Below are 26,977 nucleotides of genomic sequence, written 5' to 3'. Positions count from 1 at the left end.
TCGACCGCTTGGGTACATCTAAACCCTTTTACATCTATAAAGAATCTATTTTTTTCACATAACCACTTGGGGTATCTTTAACTATCATTTTGAATGCCTTATTAAAAGTAGATTTAGAATTAAAACCAGAATCCATTGATAATGCCAGTAGTGTATGTTGATGATGCTCGCCACTCTTAATCTTTTCTACAAATGCTCCCACTCTATACGTATTAATATACTCATAAAAAGTTGTTTTATGAATATTATTAAGAAGCCATGAAACATTATTAGTAGAGGTTTCTAAATTTTTAGCCAGATCAACTAGGGTTAGTTTATGGTCCAGATATATTTTCTCTTCAATCATAAGTTTTTCTAATCCTGCTTTTAATTCTTGTAAGATCTGCCCTTCTAATCTTTCTCTATTTTTAGCTTGTTCCTTTCGCAATAGTGGCATTCTAAAAATATCAGGTTGTTTGAGACTATAAAAACCTATTACATAAATAAAAACAGAAACTACTATCCATATTGCATTATAACTTAAGAAAGATGAATAAATATTAAAGAAATATGCCAATATATAACTTGCGATCCAAAGCAATAAAAACAAAGCGCTTATAACTAAAATTGTTTTGAGATATGTGGCTAAATGTTGAGAATATGATACGTTATTTTTTTCTTCTCTTTGATACATTTTCAATAATTGAAAACAACGATAACCAAAATAAAAATTAAAAATGATTCCAACGGTTTCTACAATTAAAAAAGGTCCCGTAAGGCTTCCGTTCTGAAACATCAAAAAAAATTCATCATAGGAATACTGATATGTCCATAAATGATATATTACCATCCCTAATGCCGGAATAAAATAGGTGTACTTTAAGATATATTTTGTTTTTTCATTAAATATCAATCTTCGATAATAAAGGTAGAATAGGGGGCCAAATATAAACACTAGTATATCCACAAAGAGAGCAAGTCTAAAAAAGAATATATTGGGAAACCCCACAGTGAAGAAAAATCGACCTGTCAGCATTATAGAAGCGATAATTAAAATCATTGACAATACTCTATTGGCTAACCTGTTTTTATTTTGTAATACCTGAAGTACTATTGCCAAAAATATTCCTTGACTAATTCCCAAAAAGACCACAAAATCAATAACATCCATAGTTTGTATTAAAAAGAAATTAAAACTTACGTAAAATTATTTGATTAAAAATAATTCTCGACCTAGGGTATACATTAGCACGATTTTATTCTTCTAAAAATGATAAAATGCACTCTCAAGATGCTCAATATTGGTCCCTTGTTTATTTTTTATAATCGCTACAATATCAAAACGTACTTCTACATCAAAATCATGTTCTGTAATATAATGATCCATAACCCTAACCAACGATTGCATTTGCTTAGGCTTTACAAAGTCTTGTGGATTTCCGAACTCTGGTGTACTTCGTGTTTTTACTTCTACTGCTATTACTATATCTTCATTTCTGGCAATGATATCTACTTCGGATTTTAAATATCTATAATTTCTCTCCAAAATATTATATCCTTTATTGATAAGAAAGTTAACTGCTAATTCTTCTCCTTTTTTACCTAGAGCATTATGTTCTGCCATAATTATATATATTCTAATACCACTTCATCATGTTTTACTGTAAGAGAGGCTTCTGCACCAAAAACCAGAGCTCTATTGTCCTCAATATGCCCAAATGGAAATTTAAATGCAACCGGGAAATCGTATTCTGAAACTATATCCAAAATGATTCTTTTTGCCTTTTTACCAAATGGGATATTATTATCATGCATGTTGGTCATCCCTCCCACAATTAATCCTGATAGATTATCAAAATAGCCGTTTCGTTTAAGGTTATATAACATTCGATCAATATGATATAAATATTCGTCTAAATCCTCGATACATAAAATTTTACCCGAAGTATCTAAGGAAGATGCTGAACCGCATAAAGAATATAGAATAGATAAATTTCCTCCTATCAATTGACCTGTACAGGCTCCAGCAATATTCTTTTTTGAAGAAGGGATAGTATATTTTATTTTTTTTCCAAAAATAGTATCCTTCAAAGAAATTTGCGCTGTTTTGGTCCCTTTATGAATATCAATTGGCATAGGAGCATGTAATGACCGTATTCCCAAAGTATGAATATGAGAATGCAATACTGTAATATCAGAATATCCAATAATCCATTTTGGGGATTTGCAAAAATTAGAAAAATCTATCTGATCAATAATTCTTACTGTACCATAACCCCCTCGTGCACACCAAATTGCTTTAATTTCTTTGTCATCAAGCATTCTTTGAAAATCCTCTATTCTGTCTTGATCTGTCCCAGCAAACTGGTTGTTTGCTATTCCTATTGTTGAACCCAGTATAGGGTCTAGTTCCCAGCTTTTTAGCAGTGCTATTGCTTCACGCACTTCTTTCATATTAATTTTTCTAGCCGTAGAAACAATAGCTATTTTATCTCCAACTTTAACAGAATCAGGGGTAAACATTTCTTAAATTTTCAATTTTACGATACTAATTAACAAAGACTTTCGTTATAATCTATTATATTGTACACAATTTTGTCCCTAAATTCTATTAATAAACCTGTTGTCTATGATGTCAGATACTACATGTAATCTAGCTTCCTTAGCCGAATATGTCCCTTCTCCAGCTAATCCCTGGAACGTAAACAAAATTCATCATTTGTATCGTAGGATTGCTTTTGGAGCATCAAAAGCCGAAGTTACGGCTGCCTTAACGCAGACTCCTTCTGCGTTAATAGATCAATTAATTGGTGACGCTCTTGCTTTAATTCCTACAGCTCAACCTTTGTGGTGGAATTGGAATAGAGACCAGTTTGAAGCGGCCGAAAACGCTAATGAAGAAAACACTGTTGGATTCTACCGCCGCCAATGGAAAAACCAAATGGTTGGTGATTTGATACAAAACAAAGTTAGAGATCGATTAACGCTATTTTGGAGCAATCATTTTGTTACAGAAGACGATGTTTATAGAAGTCCTGCTTATCAATACCAATATTATAATCTTCTCCAGATGCACTCATTGGGGAATTTTAGAGATTTTGTATCAGATATAGGAATTACCAATGCTATGTTGGTATATCTTAATGGTGATGAAAATATACGAGATCGTCCTAACGAGAATTATGCTCGAGAATTATACGAGCTATTCACTCTTGGTGTCGATAATGCATATACTGAAGATGATATTCAGGAAACGTCAAAAGCACTTACCGGGTATGTAAATACCAATGATATACCATGGGGTGATATTCTATTTAATCCAGCACAGTTTAGTAACGAATCTAAAACTATTTTCGGGCAAACCGGAAACTGGACATATGATGATGTCATCAATATTTTATTTACACAGAGAGAAACTCAGGTAGCCACTTTTATTTGCACCAAATTATATGCATATTTTGTGAGCCCTACGTGTAATGAAGCTATAGTTGATCAAATGGCTCAGACTTTTATCACCAATGGTTTTCAAATTGCACCGGTACTTAGTCAGCTGTTTAAAAGTGAACACTTTTTTGATCAAAATGCAATAGGATCAATTATTAAAAGTCCTTGTGATTTGATGATTTGCTTTTTTAATGAATTAGGGTTTACATTATCTGATACAGACGTTAATGATTATGTACGAGGTACTGTTCGCATTTTGGGACAGGACGTGTTAAATCCTGTAGATGTAGAAGGTTGGCAAGGTGACGAAGATTGGATTAGTCCCGATCTTTTAATAGGTCGTTGGGAAAGTGCAAGATTTATTGTCAATAGAGCATGGGCTCAGGATCAGCAACAATTTAGAGATTTTGTTGTAGGTTTACCCATAGGAGAATTATCTGAAGGAAATCTTGTCAATACGCTAAGTGGTTCAGAAGTGGACATTGTAGTTCGAGCATTAGTAAATTACTTCTTCCCTCGAGGTATAGCTGACCCTGTTATTTTTAATGAAATTTCTGGTGTCTTTAGAGATGTTCCAGCCTTTCCTCCCAGTTATTATGACGTAGGAGCTACTGACCCTGCGATATGGAGACTAGACCGACCCGAGGTATCAGAACAATTTCTTGCGTTCTTAGACTACATTGTAGACATCCCTGAATTTCAACTTAAATAAAATTGCCATGTGTGAAACTAATCACAATCAAAATATAAAATTAGATAAAGACGGTAACTGTAATACCGACGATCATAAAAAATGGAACCGACGATCATTTCTACAAGCCTTAGGGCTAGCAGGTGGAGGATCGATGATGCTTGCTAATACACCGCTTTCTGTTTCAAGACCTTCTCCATTATCTATAGCGCTAAGTCAATCTACAAATGAGAATATTTGTGTTTTTGTACGTTTAAGTGGAGGTAATGATGGGTTTAATACCATAATCCCAGTTTATGATTATGATGTATATGCCAATGCAAGACCTTTAATACGAATACCACCCAGTGAATTTATTACTCTTGATGATGATTTTGCTATGCCAAAACCCATGAATAAGCTTGAAAGTGTATGGGGTGACGGAAAAATGAAAGTAGTTCATGGTGTTGGATATGAAGATTCATCGTTATCACATTTTAAAGGATCAGATATTTATGCAAACACTAATCTACGAGAAGATGATCGTACCGGGTTTATGGGTAGATATTTTGGCGAAATTTATCCTGATTACTTTTTTAATCCACCTCCAAGTCCTCCTTCTATTCAAATAGGAAGTATTGGAAATTTAATTTTTAAAGGCCCTGAAAGTGATTATTCTTTTGCGATTTCTAATCCGGATAGATTACTTCAAATTATAGAAAATGAAACTTTTTACGATTTAGAAGGACTTGATGAGTGTACTTATGGTGATAGATTAAGATTCCTAAGAGAAGCAACAAATACGACCTTCAATTATGCCGAAGTGATTAGTGCTGCTTACAATAGATCTTCTGATTTTGGCGGATATCTGGATGATAGTTTAGGACGACAATTCAGTATCATATCAAGATTAATTAAAGGAAACCTAGGTACCAAAGTATTCTTGATTACTTTAGGTGGGTTTGACACTCATAATAATCAACCGCTAAGACACCAGGAGTTATTGAATTCATTCTCTGAATCTGTAAATAATTTTTATGCAGATTTAACCGCTGCCGGATGGGATGATAAAGTACTTACTATGACCATGTCAGAATTTGGTAGACGATTTAGAGAAAATGGTTCTCTGGGAACAGATCATGGTACTGCGGCACCAACCATGTTCTTTGGAACTGCGCTTAACGGAAATGGTTTTGTAGGTGAACATCCTGACTTAAATAGTTTGACACGAGGAGGAAATGTAACCAATACCATGGACTTTAGAAGAGTGTATGCCTCGGTTATGAAAGATTGGCTATGTATTGATGAAGGAATGGTAGGAAGAGCACTATTAGATACCGATGGTGGTCCTTTTGAATCTTTAGATTTAGGATTTAACTGTTCTGGCACCACTTCTAACATCCCAAATGATGGAGAAAATCTTACTCATATTGTTTCGTACAGTGATAATCAAACGTATATTAATATTGTAAGTCCGATGACAATGCATGTCGAAGTATCGCTATACAATGTAATTGGACAACAAGTTGCCATATTGAGTAATGAGATGCTTATGGAAGGAGATGATTTGGTAATTGACGTAAAACAAGCGGCAAGTACGAGATTAAGTACAGGACCATATGTATATCAAATTCAGACCAATATCGGCAATTTTAGCAGGTCGATTGTAATCTCATAAATCAACATACAAGACCACAGTAAGTGTCCAAAATAATTGGACGTTGCTGTGGTCATATTTTGCAAGTGTTTTTATTACCTTTGTGCCTTATTTTTTTAGCATTATGAGCACAAACGGAAGATACACGATTACAGCAGCTTTACCATACACCAATGGCCCAATTCACATAGGCCATCTTGCAGGTGTCTATGTCCCTGCAGATATTTATTCACGTTACTTAAGAATTACAGGCAAAGATGTTGCTTTTATCTGTGGTAGTGATGAGCATGGTGCTGCAATCCCAATGCGAGCTAAAAAAGAAGGAGTTTCTCCTCAAGTTATTATTGATAAATATCACGCTATTATAAAAAAATCCTTTGAGGAGTTCGGGATTTCATTTGATAATTACTCGAGAACCTCTGCTCCTATCCATCATGAAACTGCTTCAGAATTCTTCAAAAAACTCTATAAAGATGGTAAGTTTATAGAAGAAACTTCAGAACAGCTCTATGATCCTGAAGCTGATCAATTTCTTGCAGATCGATTTGTAACAGGTACATGTCCAAAATGCGGTAATGAAGAAGCATATGGAGATCAATGTGAAAACTGTGGTAGTTCTCTTAATGCCACAGATTTAATTAATCCAAAATCTACTATCTCCGGAGCAGAACCAATAACCAAACAAACAAAGCATTGGTTTTTGCCATTAGATCAATACGAAAGTTTTCTAAGAGAATGGGTTTTAGAAGGTCATAAAAAAGATTGGAAAACTAATGTGTATGGGCAAATCAAATCCTGGGTAGATGACGGACTTCGTCCTCGAGCAGTAACTCGTGATTTAGATTGGGGTATTCCTGTGCCAGTAGAAGGGGCCGAAGGAAAAGTGTTATATGTATGGTTTGATGCTCCTATTGGATATATATCTTCTACTAAAGAATGGGCAGAAAGAGAAGGAAAAGACTGGGAACCTTATTGGAAAGATTCAAATACCAAATTAGTTCATTTTATAGGAAAAGATAATATCGTGTTTCACTGTATTATTTTCCCGAGTATGCTCAAAGCAGAAGGAAGTTACATATTACCCGAAAATGTCCCAGCCAATGAGTTTTTAAATCTTGAAGGAAATAAATTATCTACCTCAAAAAACTGGGCAGTATGGCTACACGAATATCTTGAGGAATTTCCTGATAAACAAGATGTTTTAAGATATGCGCTTACAGCAAATGCTCCTGAAACCAAAGACAATGATTTTACCTGGAAAGATTTTCAGGCGCGTAATAATAATGAGTTAGTAGCCATATTTGGTAACTTTATTAATAGAGTGGTTGTATTAACCAATAAATATTATGATGGTATCATACCGGCGCCAAGCACATTATCTGAAATTGATAAACAAACCCTAGCAGAGCTTAAAGCCTACCCTGCTGTGATCTCGAGTTCTATAGAACGATATCGATTTAGAGAAGCTAGTCAGGAATTATTAAATGTAGCCCGGTTAGGAAATAAATATCTAGCAGATGAAGAGCCATGGAAGACCATTAAAACTGATGAAGAACGTACTAAAACTGTTATGTATGTAGCACTACAAATTGCTTCGGCACTTGCCACATTATCAGAACCGTTTCTACCATTCACAAGTAGCAAACTAAAATCGATTCTTGATCATTCTGGGTTACACTGGGAAGAAATTGCAACAAAAGATGTATTACTCCCTGAAGGACATCAAATTGGAAAAGGAGAATTATTATTTTCAAAAATAGAAGATACAGAAATACAACGCCAATTAGATAAATTAGAAGCTACTAAAAAGGCAAACGCTGCAGAAAACAAAGCCATAGAGCCACAGAAAGAAACTGCTACTTTCGAAGATTTCACCAAATTAGATATTAGGGTAGGAACCATCGTAGAAGCAGAAAAAATGCCTAAAGCAAAGAAACTTCTGGTCCTTAAAGTGGATACAGGAATTAACACAAGAACGATAGTTTCTGGAATTGCTGAGCATTTTACTCCTGAAGAAATCGTGGGTAAAAAAGTAACCGTACTGGTCAATCTTGCCCCAAGAAAACTACGTGGTGTAGAAAGCGAAGGCATGATCCTTATGACAGAAAATCCTGAAGGTAAAATCGTATTTCTAAATCCTGACGAAGACAACGTAAATCCAGGCGCGATCGTTAGTTAGTTTTTTAAAAAAAGTTGCAAAATTGGTAACAAATCTGATTCTTATGACATTCATAAGAAGATAATGTTATTTTATGAAAAGAAATATTCTTACCCTAATATCGATTTTTTCCTTTGTCTTATTTTCTTTCTCACAAGAATTAATTTCTAAAGATGAGCTGCGCTTAAAATCAAATCTAAGCGAAAGAAGAGAATCTATCCCGATTGTTAACTCGTTAAGCAACGAATTATCACTATTCATTGCAGACAGGAAAGATATTTATTTTAATAAGTACAATTCAGGTTTTGAGATCATAGATCAACAAAAATTTGAAAGACCAAAGTCAAAGGCTAAAAATATTTTAGAAAAAGTAAATCCCGGTGAAAACGAATATCTATTTTTACTATCGAATGATTCTAAAAAGAAACTGGAGCTTCTTAAAATAGACACCAAAGAAGCAAAAATTAAGCTCATTACTACTCCAATTTTATCAGAAACAGAACGTTTTCTAAAAGCTTTTATCTATAAAAATCAAATTTTTATCCTGGCCATACCCAAAAAGACTTCAATACTAAATATCCACAAGATAAAGCCAAATGGAGAAAAAGAGACTTTAACTTATGATCTCACTAATGAAGAGTTCTTTGATAAATATGATAAAATAACATCATTATATAAGTCTTTTTTAATATCTCAAGGAGGTCCTAGCAAAGCTATATTTGATACAGAATATATAGAAGATGATATTCCTAATTCCTTGGAAGTGAATTCTAAACCTACCAAACTTTATAAACGCGATAATTCTATTATAGTAACACTGGACAACGGGAATAAATATACCCAAGTATTAACTCTTAATCTTGATGTTGCTAATTATAAAATATCCAATATAGAAAAACCTGTATTACAAGATATTAATAGAAATAATAAAATATTCATTAAATCGAACTCTTTTCTATCAAGAAACAGGTTATATCAAATCATTGGTATTAGAGGGCAAATGAAATTTAAAGCTACCAACCTAACATCTAATGAAATCGTTAAAGAAATAGCCTTAGAAAGAAAAGACACTATTACATTTAAGAATACACCTATTATACAGGAAGGAGCAATGTATAATGGTTATAGAGAAATGGAAAAAACACAAAAGTTTTTGAGAAAAATCGCATCGGGAAAAATTGGAGTTTCTGCTCACTATATAAAAGATACAATACAACTCACCTTAGGAGGAGTAAAAGAAATAAGAGCAGGAGGTGTCCCCATGGTTGGATTTGGAGGTGTTGGGGGTGCTGCTATTGGAATGACAAATGCTTTTGTGACTCCAACATATTATGCTTATGCTAGCTATGCATCAACAATATCCACTCGTATCCATTGTCTATTTGATGAACAAATGTCTCATCTAGAAGGTGAAGTGCCAACGAATGCTTTTGATAAAATCAAGGATTTTTCTGAAGATATATATAACGAAAAAGCTGAAACCGTATTCAAATTTAATGGATATTATGTTTATGGATATTATGATTCTTTATTACATAAATACTTTCTTAGAAAGTTCGAAGATTAAACCCATGTAATATTAACCATGCTTAAAACAATACATAATCCAATAGTATAACTATTAAATTAACACACTTACTAGTAAAAAACATATATCATATAAAATTAATCATATGTATAGATTATACTTCCTCTGATTTGTAATTTTCCAACAAAATTAAGTCAATCATGAGAAAAAACATTTTAATATTCGCGTTGCTGAGTCTTAACCTTGCGAGTGCACAATTGAATTTAGATTTTGAAGCTATATTAACGCAAAATATCACTTCCAATACACCAAAACTTGTTGCATATATAGATGATAATCCTGTTACTGATGGAATCAATCCATCAAAAAATGCCATAAAAGTGATCGAATTTGCAGAATGTCAATATTGGGGTTCTACTATTGTAAATAAATTTGGTCAAACAATTAGCTTTGACGAAGGACGATTTTTTAGTATAGACTTTTTTTCGCCAAGGCCAAAGGGAATGATTACATTAAAATTTCAAAAAGGTGTTGAAAAGGATTTTATCTATTCAGGAAAAGCAAATACATGGCGCACAGCTATTTTTAATTTTTCGGACACTCCAAAATCTACTACTTCAGTTAAAATTGATATCTTTTTTGATGTTAGAGATCACACGAAACCCTCAAAAAACTATTCCGACAATTTATCCGAAGAAGTTTATTGGTTCGATAATGTAGTACAAAGTAAACGTAGAATACGTCGAAAGAGATAAAGAGTTGTATTTTGTGATTTTCTCTCTAAAAACACAATACAAACACTATTCAATATCTTTATAATCTACACTTTTGTATAAGTGTTCATTAAAAATCTGGCATTATCATCTTATGATATATTGGTGCCATCTCGGTTGTGATTTTTTTTGATTTTTTTGAGTTACATTTGGCAGCTAGTTTTAAATTTTTAAAAAACCATAGATATTAACTTAAAAGCTGTGGTCAATTAACAGTTTTTTTATGCTCAAAATAGCTTACCATCCTATTTATACACACCCTCTCCCAGAGAAGCATCGTTTTCCGATGATTAAATACGAGCTATTACCAGAGCAATTGCTTCATGAAGGAACCTGTAGCAAGGAAAATTTTTTTAAACCCGAAATCCCAGATCCCAAACACATTTTGGCTGTGCATACTGCTGCTTATTATGACAGTCTTGTTTCATTGTCTTTATCACCCAAAGCCGTTCGTAAAACTGGTTTTCCACTATCTAAAGCCTTAGTCAATCGTGAAGTAATCATTGCTGATGGCACCATAAAAGCCTCAGAATATGCTCTTAAACATGGTGTCGCTATGAATATAGCAGGCGGTACTCATCATGCATATACCGATCGAGGAGAAGCATTCTGTTTACTCAACGATCAAGCAATAGGATCAAAATATCTTCTACAGCAAGGTTTAGCAAAAAAAATACTGATTGTAGATCTCGATGTACATCAAGGTAATGGAACAGCAGAGATATTTGATAATAACCCTTCTGTGTTTACTTTTTCGATGCATGGAGCCAATAATTATCCTTTCAAAAAAGAAAAGTCAGACCTGGATATTGACCTTCCTGATAAAACCGACGATCAAGCCTATCTTAAGATTCTAAAAGAAAGGTTCCCCAAACTTATAAAAGATCAACAACCTGATTTCATCTATTATCTCTCTGGTGTAGATATATTAGCTACAGATAAGTTAGGAAAGCTGGGGTGTACTATTGATGGCTGTGCAGAACGAGATCGATTTGTACTGCAAACCTGCAAAGATCTTAGCATTCCCGTAATGTGTTCTATGGGAGGTGGATATTCTCCAGACATTAAAATCATTATTGAAGCACATGCTAATACCTTTAGATTAGCTCAAGATATTTTCTTTTAAAACATATTAGTCATTTGTAAACGGATATTTATCGTATATTCGATTCTCAATTTTCTTTTCTATGCAAAAAGAATGTCCTGTCTGTGGTGATAAAATCGTAGGTCGTGCAGATAAAAAATTCTGTAGCGATTACTGTCGTAATGCTTATAACAACCAGTTAAATAAGGATAGTAAAAATCTAGTACGTAATATTAATAATCTATTGCGTAAAAATTATCGCATTCTGGGAGAACTTAACCCTAAAGACAAAACAAAAACAACCAAAACAAAACTTATTGCAAAGGGTTTTGATTTTCAACACTTCACAAGCATTTATGTTACCAAAACTGGTAACACCTATTATTTTGTATATGATCAAGGCTATCTTCCTTTAGAAAATGAATTCTATGCTTTAGTAAAACGAAATAGTTAATATGCATCCTCTTATTTACACTGTACGAACATCAGAAGACGCTATGTTTTATATTATTTTATTTGTCCTCATAGTTATAGCAATAGTAGCCGTTACATTCTATTTCAGTAAACGAAATAAAATACTTAGAAGCATGAAAAAAATACCTTCTAAGCAGATACAATTAGCAAAAGAAAACGAGTACCTTAAGATTATCGGAAAAGCCCATTGCATTGACACGCCATTAATTTCTCCTATAAGTAAAAGAAAATGTGTTTATTACCAAATCAAAGTAGAAGAAAGAAGTGGAGGAAAAAATAAATCCTGGCATACTATTATTAATGAAGAAAAAGCCATTGATTTTAGTATTGAATCTTCTGGTGAAAAAGCTATCGTTCAGGCTTATTCTTCTTCAAATTATAAAATGGTACATCTTGTAAAAGATGTTAAACGTGAATCGGGTATATTGAATGATCCTCCAAAATTTTTAGAAAACTATCTCGCTTCTCATGGTAAAGATAGCACTGGTTTTTTTGGTTTTAATAAAACAATGCATTTTCAAGAAGGAATTATAGAAATAGGCGAAGAAATTTCTGTTTTGGGTACAGCAAATTGGAAAGTATCTGACCACATGTTTGACAAATACTCTACTCAAAATCTATTTATATCTGGTAATAAAACAAACAAGCTATTAATTACAGATGACCCAAAAGCAAAAGTGTAAAGATTACACTACTTCTCCCACCAATTTTGACTATTCAATTTTAGTGCTGCTTTCATAACATCTTTCTGACTAATCTGGCCAACTAGCTTACCGTCTTCAAGAATCGGAAAACGTCTTCTCTTTGTTTCGATAAATTTATTTGCTGCGTCAAAAATATTAACATTTCCATCTATAGTCTCGACATCTTTAACCATAAATTTTTCTACTGTTGCATCATCAATAGGCATATTGTAGTATCGACTTTCATTGAGCTGTTTTATACAATCTCCTTCAGAAATTATACCTAACAATCGATTACTGTCATCTACAACAGGTCCTCCTGATATTTTATACTTTACCAAAGTCTCGATGACCTCCATTACAGACTGATTAGGACTAAATGTAATCAGATCTCTTGACATATAATCCGAGACTTTTATCGGACTCTCATCTTGCTTCTTCGTTTTGGAACGGGCTCCTTGAAAACTGATTATCCCCATAATATTTAATGATTTAGTGAATCTTAAATATAGTGATTCTCAATAACTTATTCAAGTACTATTTTAAGTTTTACGTTCTTAACTCCCTATTTTTAATGCATTCATAATTATTTCATTCTAATTATTAAATCCCTTGATACATTAAAAGTTAATATTCATTTCATTTAGCATTAGTTTAATAATTGTGGCTTATTTCTTACCTTTAGCATAAATCAATACACACACATGAGAAAGTTTTCCTCTTTACTTACGTTTCTCCTTATCATTATCTCATTAATCTACACCTTTTACAGCAGCAAACCACAACGAATAACCGATCTTGACACACCAAAACAAGAGTTTTCGACACTCCGAGCTTTAGAACATGTAAAAAACATCGCTAAAGAATGTCATTATTTGGGCAGTACAGCTCATGAAGAAACTAAAACGTATATCATAAATGAGTTAAAAAAGATGGGGTTACAGCCAGAAGTCCAAAAAGGAACCTCTGTTTCTAAAACTGGTAGAATAAGTAACCCTCAAAATATTATTGCCAAAATTAAAGGTAGTGATAATACCAAATCCTTAGTCTTAATGTCTCATTATGATAGCTCACCACACTCCTCATATGGCGCTAGTGATGCTGGTAGTGGCGTTGCCACAATTTTGGAAGGAATACGAGCATATTTGGCAACAAACAAAGTCCCAAGAAATGATATTATTATCTGTATAACTGATGGAGAAGAACTAGGGCTTAATGGCGCCGATCTCTTTATTAAAAAACACCCATTAGCTAAAAATGTTGGACTTGCCCTTAATTTTGAAGCCAGAGGAAGTGGAGGAAATTCTTATATGCTTATCGAGACAAATGGTAAGAATGGAAAAATGATCAGTGAATTTTCTAAAGCCGGAGCATCATATCCCGTAACCAATTCTCTGGCATACAGCATTTATAAAATGCTACCCAATGATACTGATCTTACAGTATTTAGAGAGCAAGGAGATATTGAAGGGTTTAATTTTGCTTTTATTGATGATCACTTTGATTACCATACTGCTAATGATACTTGGCAAAACCTTGATCAAAATACATTACAACACCAAGGAAGCTACTTAATGCCACTACTCTCCTATTTCTCTGAAGTAGATTTAACCAATCTAAAATCGGATCGTGATTATATTTATTTTAATGCACCTGTTTTTAATCTTATCAAATATCCTTTTAGTTGGATATTTGTACTCCTTGGCATTGCTATCTTTCTATTTATAGGATTAATTTTCTATGGTAAAATCACCTATCGAATTGATTTTCCTACTGTTTTTAAAGGTTTTGGTTTGTTCCTTTTGGTATTGAGTATTACGGGACTCTTATCTTTTGGTATGTGGCAATTAATTAAACTTGTTTATCCTCAATATAAAGAAATTCAGCATGGGTTTACCTACAATGGATATGTTTATATTTCTGCTTTTATCTTATTTGCGGTAGCCGTTTGTTTTAAGGTATATGCCAAATTTAAAACTCCTGTAAAAACACCGAGTTTAATGATTGCACCTTTATTTATATGGCTTGTGGTTTCTACCATGTCTGCAGTATACCTTAAAGGAGCTAGTTATTTTATAATTATAGTATTCTTTGGGCTGATTTCATTATTCGTTCTCATTCGACAAAAAAGGCCAAATCCATTTTTAATGGTAGTTTTGGCTGTGCCATCTATTTTTATTTTATCGCCATTCATCGCTACTTTTCCTGTAGCCTTAGGTCTTAAGATTATCTTTATTTCTTCAATTTTATCAGTGTTATTATTTGGTGCGTTACTCCCTGTATTTTCATTTTATAAAAGAAAAAACTTGTTAGGAAATCTTGCTTTATTATTCACATTGGTTTTTCTGATTATTGCGCATTTTAAATCCGATTTTACAGAAGAACGTCAAAAACCAAACAGTTTGGTTTATGTTTTGGATATAGATCAAAATAAGGCAGTATGGGCTTCTTATGATAATATTCTTGATTCCTGGACAGAGAATTATATTAACCCCGAAGAAAATATTGCAGAAGCATATAATGCAAATACGTTACAAAGTAAATACGGAAGAGCTTTTACCTATGCTAATCAAGCACCACTAAAAAAAGTACCACAACCAAGGTTGGATATCAGTAAAGATACCATTATAGGTGACCAGAGACATCTGGATTTGTGTATTGCTCCTCAAAGGGATATCCAAAGAATCGATCTATATACCAAAACACTGTTTAATTTTGATGCATTACATATTGATGATGAAACTGCTCTGGATTTTAATTATTCTGACAACAATACCTATAATGCATTTACAAAAAGATGGAGTCAAAATCTACTCACTTATTTTGTCAGCAAAAATAAACCACTGGAACTTCGAATGAGATTTCATAAAGATTCATTACCCGAGTTTATTTTATACGAATCTTCATATGATCTACTTAAAAATGAACATTTCTCTATTCCTACAAGAGAAAAAGATATGATGCCTAAACCTTTTATTTTAAATGATGCTGTGGTCATCAAAAAAAGTTTTGCCATAGAAAAATATAAAGAAATAAAAGTGGATAATGCCGTTATCGATTCCGTTTCTCCTGCTCAGACTACTACTAATGAATAATTCTATTCTAAGGCAAGTAACTGATATCCAAGTGCAAGCTGATCGGTTAATAAAAGAAAAAGTCAGTCTTGAGCAAATTTCACAATTTGCTCAATATTCAGATGAAATAAAATCTTTTCTATTGAGTATAATTAAAGATGATTTTGTATTAAATTATATTAATGAAATACCTGATCTAAATCTGGAAGAAGAAATAAAACCTTCAGGAGTTATAGGTATCTTAGCTCTAATTTTCGGAGGTATAGGAGGCTCTTATTATAATGAAAAACGAAAAATAGATAATGCCAAAAATAACATTAGAGAAATTAGAAATAAGTATGCCTCTGCCGAATTTATGCTTAAAAATTACTTCAATTAGAAATGAATAAACAGATTAGCATTCTAGGTACAGGGTGGTTAGGATTACCTCTCGCAGAAACTTTAATAAAGGAAAAGTATATAATAAAAGGCTCTACTACTTCTGAAAACAAATTACTGTACTTAAAGAATAAAGAGATAGATGTATATTGTATTTCCCTCTATGAATCGGGACCAGCGGGTGATATTATTTCTTTTTTAAAAGGAAGCACAACATTAATCATCAACATTCCTCCCGGTTTAAGGAGAAACCCAGAAGTTAATTTTGTAGCAAAAATCCAAAAACTTATTCCATTTATAGAAGAGAGTGATATTCAAAATGTTCTTTTCGTGAGCTCTACGTCCGTTTTTGCTGATTTAGATGGATTTCCTTTAGTTTCTGAAGAAACTACACCAAACGCAACTTCTAACGCTGGAAAACAGCTGTTTCAGGTTGAAAAACTACTGCAAAACAATCAAAGTTTCAAAACTACCATAATACGGTTTTCAGGTTTACTGGGGCCAGATCGACATCCTGCCCATATGCTATCTCGCAAAACAAGTATTAAAAACCCAAAAGCACCAGTAAACCTTATTCATCTTAATGATTGTATTGGTATTATCAAAAAGATCATCGAAACCCATAGTTGGAATACCGTATTTAATGCATCGTACCCTGATCATCCAGAAAAAGCAATCTATTATGAAAAAGTATGTGCTCAAATGGGATTACCCAAACCAGATTATGATTTCGAAACCCCTTCAAAAGGAAAATTAATTGATTCTAAAAAACTGATTTCACAACTCTCTTTTCAATTCACTAAAAATATATAACATTTGTATACTATACATTTTTAGCTTAAACTTGAAGTACAATTGATTAAATCAAGTAAAATCACAGAACTAAAATTCAAAATTATGAAAAGACAAGTAAAGAATACTGCAATTGATAATTTTACTAATTATGAAGTAAACAATTTATCAAGCATTTTTGGGGGGAACAGTACTATTGGTGGTGATCTTGATATGAACACGAGTATAGAACAAGGTGGAGTTATAAATGCTGCAATAGGAAAAGGAAACACAGCTGAGACTAGTATAGGATGAATGAAATAAGTCATTTTGAAGATATGTAAAAAGCCCTCTGAAGATTGATTCTCTTCAGAGGGCTTTTTAATATAATTAGTTCAACGAACCAATCACAACTATCTAAAAAAAGAAATTATTCTTCCGAAGGGATTTTCTTTTCCTTTGTAATTGTAATTTCTGAAAGAGATGGCCTAGTCTCTGTTCCTCCAACTACTGACCGTAGAGATTTTTTAGAGATAATACCAATTTCTTCTTTTTTAATAGTATTAATTAATAATTGATTCATATTCTTTTTAATTTATTGTAATTACCTACTCTCTTAAAGGCTTTTCGGTTTACGCCTAATACATTGTTTTGATTGATCGATCAAAACTTACCTAATCTTGTTAAAAATTCTTGACAATGCTCTGACAATTATAGTCTTTTAAAAAAAATTGAAGTTCTGCATATTTAGAAAGTTGAAGATCTAGAACTCATTTTTGGAGCTACAATAATTACGTGTATAAAAAAATCCAAACCTCTTATAAAGGTTTGGATCTTAATTTATTTAGAAAAGTTGTTTTTATTATCCTTTCAAACTTGCAGATAAGTATTCACGATTCATACGTGCAATATTTTCTAACGAAATTCCCTTTGGACATTCGATTTCGCAAGCTCCAGTATTGGTACAGTTACCAAAACCTTCTTCATCCATTTGATTTACCATTGCTAATACACGATCTGTAGCTTCTACTTGTCCTTGGGGCAACAATGCAAACTGAGAAACTTTGGCAGATGTAAACAACATTGCTGAAGCATTTTTACATGCTGCTACACAAGCACCGCAACCAATACAGGTTGCAGCTTCGAATGATTCATCGGCATCATCTTTATTTACAGGGATTGCATTTGCATCAATCGTATTACCAGAAGTATTTACAGAAATGTATCCTCCAGCATGCTGAATTCTATCAAATGCACTTCTATCAATCATTAAATCCTTTACTACTGGAAATGCTTTTGCTCTAAATGGTTCGATATAAATGGTATCTCCATCATTAAACTTACGCATATGTAATTGACAAGTAGTTACCAAACGATCAGGTCCATGCGGTTCTCCATTAATTTGTAATGAACAAGCACCACAGATACCTTCTCGACAATCATGATCAAATACTACCGGCTCTTCTCCTTTAGTAATGAGTTGCTCATTTAACACGTCTAACATTTCTAAAAAAGACATGTCTCCTTCAATTCCTTTCACTTGATAGTCTACTATCGCTCCTTTTGAAGTAGCGTCTTTTTGACGCCATATTTTTAGTGTAAGATTCATAGCTTTTTTATTTATAAGAACGTGTTTTTAATTCAATATTTTCGAAGACCAAATCTTCTTTATGCAACTTAGCATCTTTAGGCTCTCCTTTATACTCCCATGCAGATACATACTTAAAGTTTTTATCGTCACGTAAGGCTTCACCTTTTTGCTCTCCATCCTGCTCTACTGACTCTTCTCTAAAGTGCCCCCCACAAGATTCATTACGATCCAAAGCATCTTTTGCAAACAACTCTCCTAATTCTAAGAAATCTGCAACTCTTCCTGCTTTTTCTAATTCTGGATTCATGCTATTTGCTTCTCCAGGAACTTTTACATTTTTCCAGAAATCTTCACGTAATGCTGCAATTTCTCCAATCGCTTCTTTTAGTCCTTTTTCATTACGAGACATTCCGCATTTGTTCCACATGATCTTACCTAATTTCTTATGGTAATAATCTACAGAATGTTCTCCGGATCCGCTCATTAATTTTTCGATACGATCTTTAACATCTTTCTCTGCCTGATCAAATTCTGGTGTATCTGTTGGGATTTTTCCGGTACGGATATCATGAGATAAATAATCTCCGATTGTATATGGTAATACAAAATATCCATCTGCCAATCCTTGCATCAATGCTGATGCTCCTAGTCTGTTTGCACCATGATCAGAAAAATTCGCTTCTCCAGCTGCATAACACCCAGGCACAGTAGTTTGTAAGTTATAATCAACCCATAATCCCCCCATTGTATAATGTACTGCGGGGTAAATCATCATTGGAGTTTTATATGGATTCTCATCAACGATTTTTTCATACATCTGGAATAAGTTACCATACTTATCTTCGATAACTTTTTCTCCTAATTCCCGAATCTGATCTGCTGTTGGATTATGCATTCCAGAAGTCAATGCTTTTTCTTTTCCGTATCGTTGGATAGCCGCTGCAAAATCAAGATACACAGCCTCTCCTGTTTTATTTACACCAAAACCAGCATCACAACGCTCTTTGGCTGCTCTAGATGCCACATCACGTGGTACTAGGTTACCAAATGCAGGATAACGACGTTCTAGGTAATAATCTCTCTCTTCTTCTGATAGTTGTGTTGGTTTTAATTTACCAGCTCGTATTGCTTCTGCATCTTCTACTCTTTTTGGCACCCAAATACGTCCATCATTACGTAATGATTCTGACATTAACGTTAGTTTAGACTGATGATCTCCCGAAACCGGAATACACGTTGGGTGAATCTGCGTATAGCAAGGGTTTGCAAAGAATGCTCCTCTACGGTGTGCTCTCCAAGCTGCCATTACATTACTTCCCATTGCATTAGTACTCAAAAAGAATACATTTCCGTACCCACCAGTAGCCAAAACAACCGCATGAGCAGAATGTCTTTCTATTTCTCCGGTAACCAAATCACGTGCTATAATCCCTCTTGCTTTGCCATCGATTTTTACTAAATCCAGCATTTCATGACGGTTAAATGCCTGTATCTTTCCTCTATTAATCTGGCGATTCATTGCAGAATACGCTCCTAAAAGTAATTGCTGACCTGTTTGTCCCTTGGCATAAAATGTTCTGGACACCAAAACTCCTCCAAAAGAACGATTATCAAGTAATCCACCATATTCACGAGCAAAAGGAACTCCTTGTGCAACACATTGATCGATGATATTTCCAGAAACTTCAGCTAATCGATATACGTTTGCCTCACGAGATCTATAATCTCCTCCTTTTACTGTATCATAAAACAAACGATAGTTAGAATCACCATCTCCCTGATAATTCTTAGCGGCATTAATTCCTCCTTGAGCAGCAATCGAGTGTGCACGACGAGGGGAATCCTGATAACAAAATGTTTTTACATTATAACCAAGTTCAGCTAGAGTTGCTGCCGCACTTCCTCCTGCTAATCCTGTACCAACAACAATAACATCAATGTTACGCTTGTTAGCAGGATTAACCAGGTTAATTGTGTTTTTATGTTTTGTCCACTTATCTGCCAGTGGACCTTCAGGTATTTTAGAATCTAAAATTGACATACTGTGGTATTTTTAATGAGTAAAATGTAACGCTATAGCTACAATAATAAATCCTAAAGGGATTACAATTGAAAAAGCTTTGGCAAACTTAGTTGCTCCTACTGAATATTTATTGTTAAATCCAACAGATTGAAACGAAGAGGCAAACCCATGCCATAAATGAAGCGCTAAAAACACAAATGAAAGTATATATACCCCAGTACGCACCGGGCTTTCGAATCTATGCAACAATTCTGTATAATATCGTGTTGGGTCCTCCGGCGCAAAATCTACATATTTATGAACCATCTCTGGAACCCAGAAGTCATAGAAATGTAATCCTAAAAATGCAAGAACTACTAATCCAGAATAAATCATATTTCTAGACATCCACGAAGCATTTGCTCCTCCATTATACTTAGCATACTTTACCGCTCTGGCATTTCTGTTTTTAATTTCTAAAATAAAACCCATTACAAAATGAAAAACTACTCCAAAAATCAATACCGGTTGCAATACAAATTGAACTAACGGATTTGTACCCATAAAATGAGATAATTCGTTAAAGGTATCTTCGCTGAAAATTGAAGTGAAATTGATAGTAAAGTGTTGTAATAAGAAAAAAACTAAGAAAAGTCCCGAAAGTGCCATGGCAACTTTTCTAGCTATTGAAGATTTTATCAATCCACCCATTATTTAAAATGTTTAATTAGTTGTTCAACAAAAATAGGGCTCAGTGCCATTTTAGCCAAGTTTTAGCTTGTGTTTATTTCACTATTTATAATGAATATAAAAAAGAAAAAACTTTGTTTACTATTCTTCACTAAAACGTTTGAAATCTATAATTAACTTTAAACAAAAAACAATACTTTTTTTTACAATAATGTTAATTTTACCCTATGAAAAATATCAATTCTAAGCTTCCTGAGGTTTCTACCACCATATTTACTGTAATGAGCACTTTAGCTAATACATATGGGGCAATAAATTTATCTCAAGGGTTTCCAAATTTTGAAACCGATAAAGGTCTTATTGACCTTGTGACTCTTGCAATGAAAAAAGGCCACAATCAATATGCTCCAATGCCAGGATTATTATCTCTTAGAGAAATAATTGCTCAAAAAACGAACACGCTATATCAAAGCAATTATAACCCCAACACAGAGGTTACTATAACCTCTGGCGCTACACAAGCTATTTTTACTATCATTTCGGCATTTATACGTCCTAATGATGAAGTAATTATTTTTAAACCAGCTTATGATTCTTATGAACCTTCTATTGAGTTATTTGGAGGAACGATCGTTCCCATACAACTATCAATGCCTGATTTTACTATAGATTGGCAAGAGGTAGCTACAAAAATCACTTCTAAAACCAAAATGGTGATTATTAATTCACCGCATAACCCCAGTGGAAGTATTTTATCTAAAGAAGACATGCTGCAATTAGAAAAACTATTAGAAGGCACTGATATTATTTTATTGAGTGATGAAGTCTATGAGCACATTATTTTTGATGGCCTAGCGCATCAAAGCGCTGCTAAATTTCCGGGATTAGCCGAGCGTTCTTTTATCACAGCTTCTTTTGGAAAAACATTTCATACCACAGGGTGGAAAATGGGTTATTGTCTCGCTCCCAGGGAATTGATGGCAGAATTTAGAAAGGTTCACCAGTTTAATGTCTTTTGTAGTAGTCATCCTATGCAATATGCTTTGGCTGAGTATTTAAAAAATGCTGACACCTACCTTTCTCTCCCAAATTTTTATCAAGAAAAAAGAGATTTGTTTTTATCTCTTGTTAAAGATTCCAGGTTCTCTTTTACTCCAGCATCAGGAACCTATTTTCAGTTATTAAAGTATTCAGCAATCACAGATGAAGGAGATGTGGCTTTTGCTGAAAGACTAACCAAAGAACATAATATCGCTTCAATACCAGTTTCAGTCTTTAATTTAAACCAACAAGATGATAAGGTTTTGCGATTTTGCTTTGCAAAAACTGAAGATACTTTAAAACGTGCTGCTGAGGTTTTATGTAAAATTTGAATCTAAAAATCAAACCGTAACTGTATAATCTCTACTTCTTCTTTTTCCTTTTCTTTTCTTTTTTCTTTACCTGTATTGAGATTAGACAGTGAAATCCCGAGTAAACGTACAGAATCTCTCATTTTCTCCTGATATAATAGCTCTCTTGCTGTTTCTAACAAAATATCAGCATCACTAACAAAATAAGGTAAAGTTTTACTTCGTGTTTGAAGGCTAAAATCACTATACCTGATCTTTAATGTAACCGTTCTGCCAGAAACTTTGTTATTCTTTAAACGTTTTTGTAATTCTTCGGCAATGTTTTCTAACCGCTCAAGCATATAGATTTCTGAAGCAATATTTTCGCTAAACGTACGCTCCGCTGCAAGAGACTTACGTTCTCGATTAGGTTTTACTTCGCTCAAATGAATTCCTCGTACAATTCTGTAATAATGCCCTCCCGATTTACCAAAGTGCTGGGTAAGAAATTCTTCAGATTTAGATTTTAAATCTTTGCCTGTATAGATTCCCATTTGATACATTTTGGCTTGAGTTACTTTACCCACACCGTAGAACTTTTTAACATCTAACACTTCCAAAAACTCAATTACATCTTCGGGGTTTACTGTTTTTTGTCCATTGGGTTTATTATAATCACTAGCAACTTTTGCAATAAATTTATTTATGGATATCCCAGCAGAGGCTGTTAAGCCCACCTCATCAAAAATCTGCTTCCGTATTTGTTGGGCAATTAATGTCGCACTCGGATTTCCTTTTTTATTCTCTGTAACATCCAGATAAGCCTCATCCAGTGATAACGGTTCTACTAAATCTGTATACTCAAAGAATATTTTACGAACCTGAGACGAAATCTCCTTATATCTATCAAATCGTGGCCGAACAAAAATGAGATCAGGGCACAATTTTCTTGCTTTAAATCCTGGCATGGCAGACCGCACACCAAATACGCGAGCTTCGTAACTGGCTGCACTTATTACTCCGCGCTTGCCTGCTCCTCCTACTGCCAAAGGTTTTCCTCTAAGTTTGGGGTCATCCATTTGCTCAACAGAAGCATAAAATGCATCCATATCTACATGAATAATTTTTCTATGTGCCCTTACTTCTTCCACAATACAAAAATAATAGATATTGGTGATTCAAATTATAATATCTTTATCGTATGTTTAATTTGTCTATGATGCATTAATTTCTCGTTTTTAAAGAACCTAAAATCTAACCCTTTTAATGAAAACAGCTATCATACTGGGCGCAACCGGACTTACGGGAGGAGTTTTATTACAAAAACTTCTTCATGACAATAGGTATGACAAGATCAAGCTTTTTTCAAGAAAGAGTGTTAATATATCCCATCCAAAAATAGAAGAATATTTGATTGATATGTTTCAATTAAACGATCATTCCAAAAATTTTACTGCAGATGAAGTCTTTTGTTGCATTGGGACTACAAATGCCAAAACCCCAAATAAGGAGTTATATCATAAAATTGATTTCGGAATTCCAGTAGATACGGCTCAACTATGTTTGAAAAATAACATTAGTACTTTACTGATAATCTCGGCATTAGGTGCCAATCCAAAAAGTCGAGTCTTTTATAATCGTACCAAAGGTGAAATGGAAGAAAGAGTTCTTGCTTTAGAAATTCCAAAAACCCACATTTTGCAACCTTCGCTTATTGGAGGAAAAAGAAATGAAAAAAGACCAGGAGAGTATTTTTTTAAGCAAATCATGAAGGTTTTTAATCCACTGCTCATAGGTGCAATGAAAAAATATCGTACTATTGATCCTGAAACGATCGTTTCATCTATGATTTGGTTGGCAAATCATAAGTTTGATCAAAAAAGAATTGTTTCTGATGAAATATATACAATCGCCAAAACTAAATAACTCATGATCGAAATAGAACGTAAGTTTCTGGTCACATCCGAGAATTTTAAAAATGAAGCTCAAAAAAGTACTCGAATCGTCCAAGGATTCCTTAATACACATCCAGAACGTACTGTTAGAGTTAGAATAAAAGCAGAACAGGCTTTTATCACCGTCAAAGGAATTAGTAATGCATCTGGCACTTCTCGGTTTGAATGGGAAAAAGAGATTTCTGTCAAAGAAGCAGAACAACTTTTACCCTTATGTGAAAAAGGAATAATTGAAAAAATTCGATACGAAATACCTTCTGGACATCACACTATAGAAGTAGATGTCTTTTCTGCAGAAAACAATGGTTTAATTCTTGCAGAAATCGAACTAAGTGATGAAAATGAATCTTTTCTTAAACCTAATTGGATTGGAAATGAGGTCACGGGTGATTCTCGATATTATAATTCTCAATTAAGTAAAAAACCATATACATTATGGTAAAAAAGTAAGCGTTTTAAGTCTTTCGCATTGATTAACAAGGTATTAAAAAACCTTAACAAAAGTGTAACATAAATTGCTCGTAAGGCATAGTTTTTTAGTACGTCTAAGCGGACTTATTATTAACCAAAAATTACAATTATGTTACACAAATCAAAAAAATCCCTTCTGGGGATAGTACTATTTCTCTGCCCTTTTTTAACCATTCTTGCCCAAATTCCTGTTAATGGATTTTATCCTGAAAAAAACACATTTACAATTGCTCCTAGTTATGGATACAAGAGCTATGATCAATTTTACCGAGGTTCTACATTATCAGAAGGAAATCCAGCAGGTTTAGGAGAGATTTCTTCATCTATTTTCTCTTTTTATGGGCAATATGCCATATTAAACTGGTTATCGACTACGGTTACCTTACCATATATTAGTGTTGAAAGTGAGGATGGAGAACTTGATCCAATTCAAAACGTTGATCAGGTTGATGGTGTACAGGATTTAGGTATTTTTCTAAAAGCAAGAATTCTGGAAAAGAAATTCGACAATTCTTCAAAAATAAGCCTGGGAGGTGCTTCGGGAATGACATTTCCCGTTGGCAATTATGAAGGAGCGGGAGTACTTTCTCTTGGTAATGAAGCAACTACTGTTAATGGATCTGCTATTTTTCAATATTCTACTCCGATTAAAATTTTTAGCGAAATCCAATTAGGATATAGTCTTAGAAATAGTGACAACTTCGATATCCCCAATGCTATGTTATATAGTGCAAAAATTGGATATCATAATGAGTTTCTGTATCTGCACGCTAGATTAGATATACAGGATTCTATGTCTGGATTAGATATAGGAACTCCAGAATTTGGTGCTGCAGGAGGTGCAGCTGTTCTTCCAGAAACAGAAGTGGATTTCACAAACCTCTCTTTTGATTTTTATGTCCCCGTATATAAAAATAGTATTGGTGTTTCTGCAGGTTATGGGACTACACTTGATGGAAGAAACTATAATAAAGAATCTGCAATCTCTTTTGGTTTAGTCTATACTGCAAGATAAATATCATATTTACACATCATCTAATCATCGTCATAATCCATATGATGGTGATTAGATATTCATAGCACTACCATTCTTTGATGTTTATACTTTAAAAGTAAAAAAACTCGTATAGATAAAAAGACTCACCTAGAGAAGAAAGCTACAGCTACCGTTAAACCTTAATGGTAAAACCGCACTTTATCGGTTAAATTTGTTTTTTGTGGATTTTTTTTATACTTTAAATTTTTACTTTCACATAATATTAACGCTTACAGTGTGCTAATTACGGGTTGATTTTCAGTCAGGCTAACCAATAACATAAATATTATGAACAACTTTACAAGCTTCAACAAGATGATTTTGATAGTATTTTTATTATCTGTTTCATCCATTACAGCCCAGACCATTATAAATGGTTTTTTTCCAAAAAAGAAGGATTTAACAATAGCCTCATCTTACTCCTATAAAAGTTATGACAACTTTTTTAGAGGAGAAACTGCTACCAAAAATAATCCTGCAAATATGGGTACAATATCATCCACGATCTATAGCGTTTATGGAGAATATGGAATTTTAGATTGGTTATCTACATCTGCGACCGTACCATATATATCTATTGAAAATGAAACAGGTGCCCTAGACCCGGTTCAGGGAACCAGTCAAGTTGAAGGTTTCCAGGATTTAAATGTCTTTCTTAAGGCTAAAGTTATCGATAAAAAATTCAACAATAATGCAAAAATTGCGCTGGGAGGTGCAACTGGTATCACTGTTCCTGTGGGAGGATATGAAGAAGCTGGGATTTTATCATTAGGTAGTGGTGCTACCGTTTTTGATGGTTGCGGATTTGTACAATTTACAACTCCGTCAAATCTATTTGTAGAGTTACAAGCAGTCTATAGCTTAAAAAACAATTCAGATTTTGAAGTTCCTAATGCTTTAATGTACAGTGCTAAACTTGGATATTACAATAAATGGTTTTATGCTCATGCCAAAATAGGTGTTCAAAATTCCTTAAGTGGATTTGACATAGGTTCTCAAGAATTTATAGCTGCCGGTGGTGCCAGAGCTTTACCCGAGACAGAAGTCGACTATACCAATCTTAATTTGGATCTATATGTTCCTGTATATAAAAATAACTTTGGGATTTCGACAGGATATGCTGTTAATATGGAAGGTAGAAATTATGATAGAGCATCTTCTTTTTCTGTAGGACTTGTTTATAAAGCTAATTAGAACATATAATATTACATTATAAAAACACGCTATC

At 33.6% G+C, this 26,977-nt stretch carries 26 protein-coding genes; 17 read left to right on the top strand and 9 right to left on the bottom strand.

Annotation, left to right across the window (positions count from 1 at the left end; all coding sequences use genetic code 11):
- Positions 1-34: 34 nt before the first annotated feature.
- The 3 genes from PQF96_RS23460 to PQF96_RS23450 form a co-directional block, all read right to left on the bottom strand.
- Complete coding sequence (locus PQF96_RS23460; RefSeq protein WP_271768850.1) at positions 35-1,150, bottom strand: helix-turn-helix domain-containing protein; 1,116 nt, start codon at positions 1,148-1,150, stop codon at positions 35-37.
- 93 nt (positions 1,151-1,243) lie between these two features.
- A complete protein-coding gene (locus PQF96_RS23455; RefSeq protein WP_271768848.1) occupies positions 1,244-1,603 on the bottom strand; it encodes a YraN family protein in 360 nt (119 codons plus the stop codon).
- A 2-nt stretch (positions 1,604-1,605) separates the two neighbouring features.
- A complete protein-coding gene (locus PQF96_RS23450; protein ID WP_109437942.1) occupies positions 1,606-2,502 on the bottom strand; it encodes a S66 peptidase family protein in 897 nt (298 codons plus the stop codon).
- A 106-nt stretch (positions 2,503-2,608) separates the two neighbouring features.
- Here PQF96_RS23450 and PQF96_RS23445 point away from each other — a divergent pair, with 106 nt between their 5' ends.
- From PQF96_RS23445 to PQF96_RS23410, 8 genes are all read left to right on the top strand, one after another.
- A complete protein-coding gene (locus PQF96_RS23445) occupies positions 2,609-4,135 on the top strand; it encodes a DUF1800 domain-containing protein (protein WP_109437941.1) in 1,527 nt (508 codons plus the stop codon).
- A gap of 7 nt (positions 4,136-4,142) precedes the next feature.
- Positions 4,143-5,771: a DUF1501 domain-containing protein gene (locus PQF96_RS23440; RefSeq protein ID WP_271768841.1), complete on the top strand. Its 1,629-nt coding sequence runs from the start codon at positions 4,143-4,145 to the stop codon at positions 5,769-5,771.
- Between the two features lie 103 nt (positions 5,772-5,874).
- Positions 5,875-7,929, top strand: coding sequence for a methionine--tRNA ligase (metG, locus tag PQF96_RS23435; RefSeq protein ID WP_271768838.1), 2,055 nt, complete (start codon positions 5,875-5,877; stop codon positions 7,927-7,929).
- 73 nt (positions 7,930-8,002) lie between these two features.
- The gene (locus tag PQF96_RS23430; RefSeq protein ID WP_271768836.1) at positions 8,003-9,475 is read left to right on the top strand and encodes a hypothetical protein; all 1,473 of its coding nucleotides are present in this window, start codon (positions 8,003-8,005) and stop codon (positions 9,473-9,475) included.
- A gap of 161 nt (positions 9,476-9,636) precedes the next feature.
- Positions 9,637-10,191 (top strand): hypothetical protein, encoded by a 555-nt coding sequence (locus PQF96_RS23425; RefSeq protein ID WP_271768833.1) that lies wholly within the window; start codon positions 9,637-9,639, stop codon positions 10,189-10,191.
- Between the two features lie 241 nt (positions 10,192-10,432).
- Positions 10,433-11,335 carry a histone deacetylase family protein gene (locus PQF96_RS23420; RefSeq protein ID WP_271768829.1) on the top strand — a complete coding sequence of 301 codons (903 nt, stop codon included), beginning with the start codon at positions 10,433-10,435 and terminating at the stop codon, positions 11,333-11,335.
- A 61-nt stretch (positions 11,336-11,396) separates the two neighbouring features.
- Positions 11,397-11,747: a DUF2116 family Zn-ribbon domain-containing protein gene (locus PQF96_RS23415; RefSeq protein ID WP_109437935.1), complete on the top strand. Its 351-nt coding sequence runs from the start codon at positions 11,397-11,399 to the stop codon at positions 11,745-11,747.
- A gap of 133 nt (positions 11,748-11,880) precedes the next feature.
- The gene (locus tag PQF96_RS23410; RefSeq protein ID WP_271768826.1) at positions 11,881-12,450 is read left to right on the top strand and encodes a hypothetical protein; all 570 of its coding nucleotides are present in this window, start codon (positions 11,881-11,883) and stop codon (positions 12,448-12,450) included.
- A gap of 8 nt (positions 12,451-12,458) precedes the next feature.
- Here PQF96_RS23410 and PQF96_RS23405 read toward each other — a convergent pair whose 3' ends face one another.
- Entirely contained in the window at positions 12,459-12,929 is a 471-nt protein-coding gene (locus PQF96_RS23405) for a CBS domain-containing protein (protein ID WP_109437933.1), read from the bottom strand.
- Positions 12,930-13,154: 225 nt separating this feature from the next.
- Between PQF96_RS23405 and PQF96_RS23400 the strand changes: the two genes are divergently transcribed.
- From PQF96_RS23400 to PQF96_RS23385, 4 genes are all read left to right on the top strand, one after another.
- A complete protein-coding gene (locus tag PQF96_RS23400) occupies positions 13,155-15,545 on the top strand; it encodes a M28 family peptidase (protein WP_271768823.1) in 2,391 nt (796 codons plus the stop codon).
- The gene (locus PQF96_RS23395) at positions 15,538-15,903 is read left to right on the top strand and encodes a hypothetical protein (protein WP_109437931.1); all 366 of its coding nucleotides are present in this window, start codon (positions 15,538-15,540) and stop codon (positions 15,901-15,903) included. The genes PQF96_RS23400 and PQF96_RS23395 overlap by 8 nt, the downstream gene beginning before the upstream one ends.
- 2 nt (positions 15,904-15,905) lie before the next feature.
- The gene (locus PQF96_RS23390) at positions 15,906-16,715 is read left to right on the top strand and encodes a Rossmann-fold NAD(P)-binding domain-containing protein (RefSeq protein WP_271768820.1); all 810 of its coding nucleotides are present in this window, start codon (positions 15,906-15,908) and stop codon (positions 16,713-16,715) included.
- 84 nt (positions 16,716-16,799) lie between these two features.
- Positions 16,800-16,988, top strand: a complete 189-nt coding sequence (locus PQF96_RS23385; protein ID WP_143917353.1) for a hypothetical protein — start codon at positions 16,800-16,802, stop codon at positions 16,986-16,988.
- A 115-nt stretch (positions 16,989-17,103) separates the two neighbouring features.
- On the opposite strand, the gene PQF96_RS23380 is transcribed toward PQF96_RS23385, so the two are convergent.
- The 4 genes from PQF96_RS23380 to PQF96_RS23365 all read right to left on the bottom strand — a co-directional run bounded on the left by PQF96_RS23380 (position 17,104) and on the right by PQF96_RS23365 (position 20,977).
- Complete coding sequence (locus PQF96_RS23380; RefSeq protein WP_271768817.1) at positions 17,104-17,256, bottom strand: hypothetical protein; 153 nt, start codon at positions 17,254-17,256, stop codon at positions 17,104-17,106.
- Positions 17,257-17,535: 279 nt separating this feature from the next.
- A complete protein-coding gene (locus PQF96_RS23375) occupies positions 17,536-18,282 on the bottom strand; it encodes a succinate dehydrogenase/fumarate reductase iron-sulfur subunit (protein ID WP_109437928.1) in 747 nt (248 codons plus the stop codon).
- Between the two features lie 7 nt (positions 18,283-18,289).
- Entirely contained in the window at positions 18,290-20,305 is a 2,016-nt protein-coding gene (locus PQF96_RS23370) for a fumarate reductase/succinate dehydrogenase flavoprotein subunit (RefSeq protein WP_109437927.1), read from the bottom strand.
- A 12-nt stretch (positions 20,306-20,317) separates the two neighbouring features.
- Positions 20,318-20,977: a succinate dehydrogenase cytochrome b subunit gene (locus PQF96_RS23365; protein WP_109437926.1), complete on the bottom strand. Its 660-nt coding sequence runs from the start codon at positions 20,975-20,977 to the stop codon at positions 20,318-20,320.
- 206 nt (positions 20,978-21,183) lie between these two features.
- Here PQF96_RS23365 and PQF96_RS23360 point away from each other — a divergent pair, with 206 nt between their 5' ends.
- Positions 21,184-22,329: a methionine aminotransferase gene (locus PQF96_RS23360; RefSeq protein ID WP_143917352.1), complete on the top strand. Its 1,146-nt coding sequence runs from the start codon at positions 21,184-21,186 to the stop codon at positions 22,327-22,329.
- A gap of 2 nt (positions 22,330-22,331) precedes the next feature.
- Here the strand turns inward: PQF96_RS23360 and dinB are convergent, their stop codons facing one another.
- On the bottom strand, positions 22,332-23,438 hold the full coding sequence (gene dinB / locus PQF96_RS23355) for a DNA polymerase IV (protein WP_255412248.1): 1,107 nt from the start codon (positions 23,436-23,438) through the stop codon (positions 22,332-22,334).
- Between the two features lie 115 nt (positions 23,439-23,553).
- Between dinB and PQF96_RS23350 the strand changes: the two genes are divergently transcribed.
- The 4 genes from PQF96_RS23350 to PQF96_RS23335 all read left to right on the top strand — a co-directional run bounded on the left by PQF96_RS23350 (position 23,554) and on the right by PQF96_RS23335 (position 26,943).
- Positions 23,554-24,213: a Rossmann-fold NAD(P)-binding domain-containing protein gene (locus PQF96_RS23350; protein WP_271768814.1), complete on the top strand. Its 660-nt coding sequence runs from the start codon at positions 23,554-23,556 to the stop codon at positions 24,211-24,213.
- Positions 24,214-24,216: 3 nt separating this feature from the next.
- Positions 24,217-24,684 (top strand): CYTH domain-containing protein, encoded by a 468-nt coding sequence (locus PQF96_RS23345; protein WP_271768811.1) that lies wholly within the window; start codon positions 24,217-24,219, stop codon positions 24,682-24,684.
- Positions 24,685-24,822: 138 nt separating this feature from the next.
- Positions 24,823-25,728, top strand: a complete 906-nt coding sequence (locus PQF96_RS23340; RefSeq protein ID WP_271768809.1) for a hypothetical protein — start codon at positions 24,823-24,825, stop codon at positions 25,726-25,728.
- 309 nt (positions 25,729-26,037) lie between these two features.
- Positions 26,038-26,943 carry a hypothetical protein gene (locus PQF96_RS23335; RefSeq protein ID WP_143917349.1) on the top strand — a complete coding sequence of 302 codons (906 nt, stop codon included), beginning with the start codon at positions 26,038-26,040 and terminating at the stop codon, positions 26,941-26,943.
- The last annotated feature ends 34 nt before the right edge of the window (positions 26,944-26,977 follow it).

Origin of the sequence: Aquimarina algiphila (assembly GCF_947494415.1) — a bacterium.
Taxonomy (GTDB): domain Bacteria; phylum Bacteroidota; class Bacteroidia; order Flavobacteriales; family Flavobacteriaceae; genus Aquimarina; species Aquimarina algiphila.
Note: the sequence above shows the minus strand (reverse complement) of the source record. Positions and strands in the feature narration are given on the sequence as shown.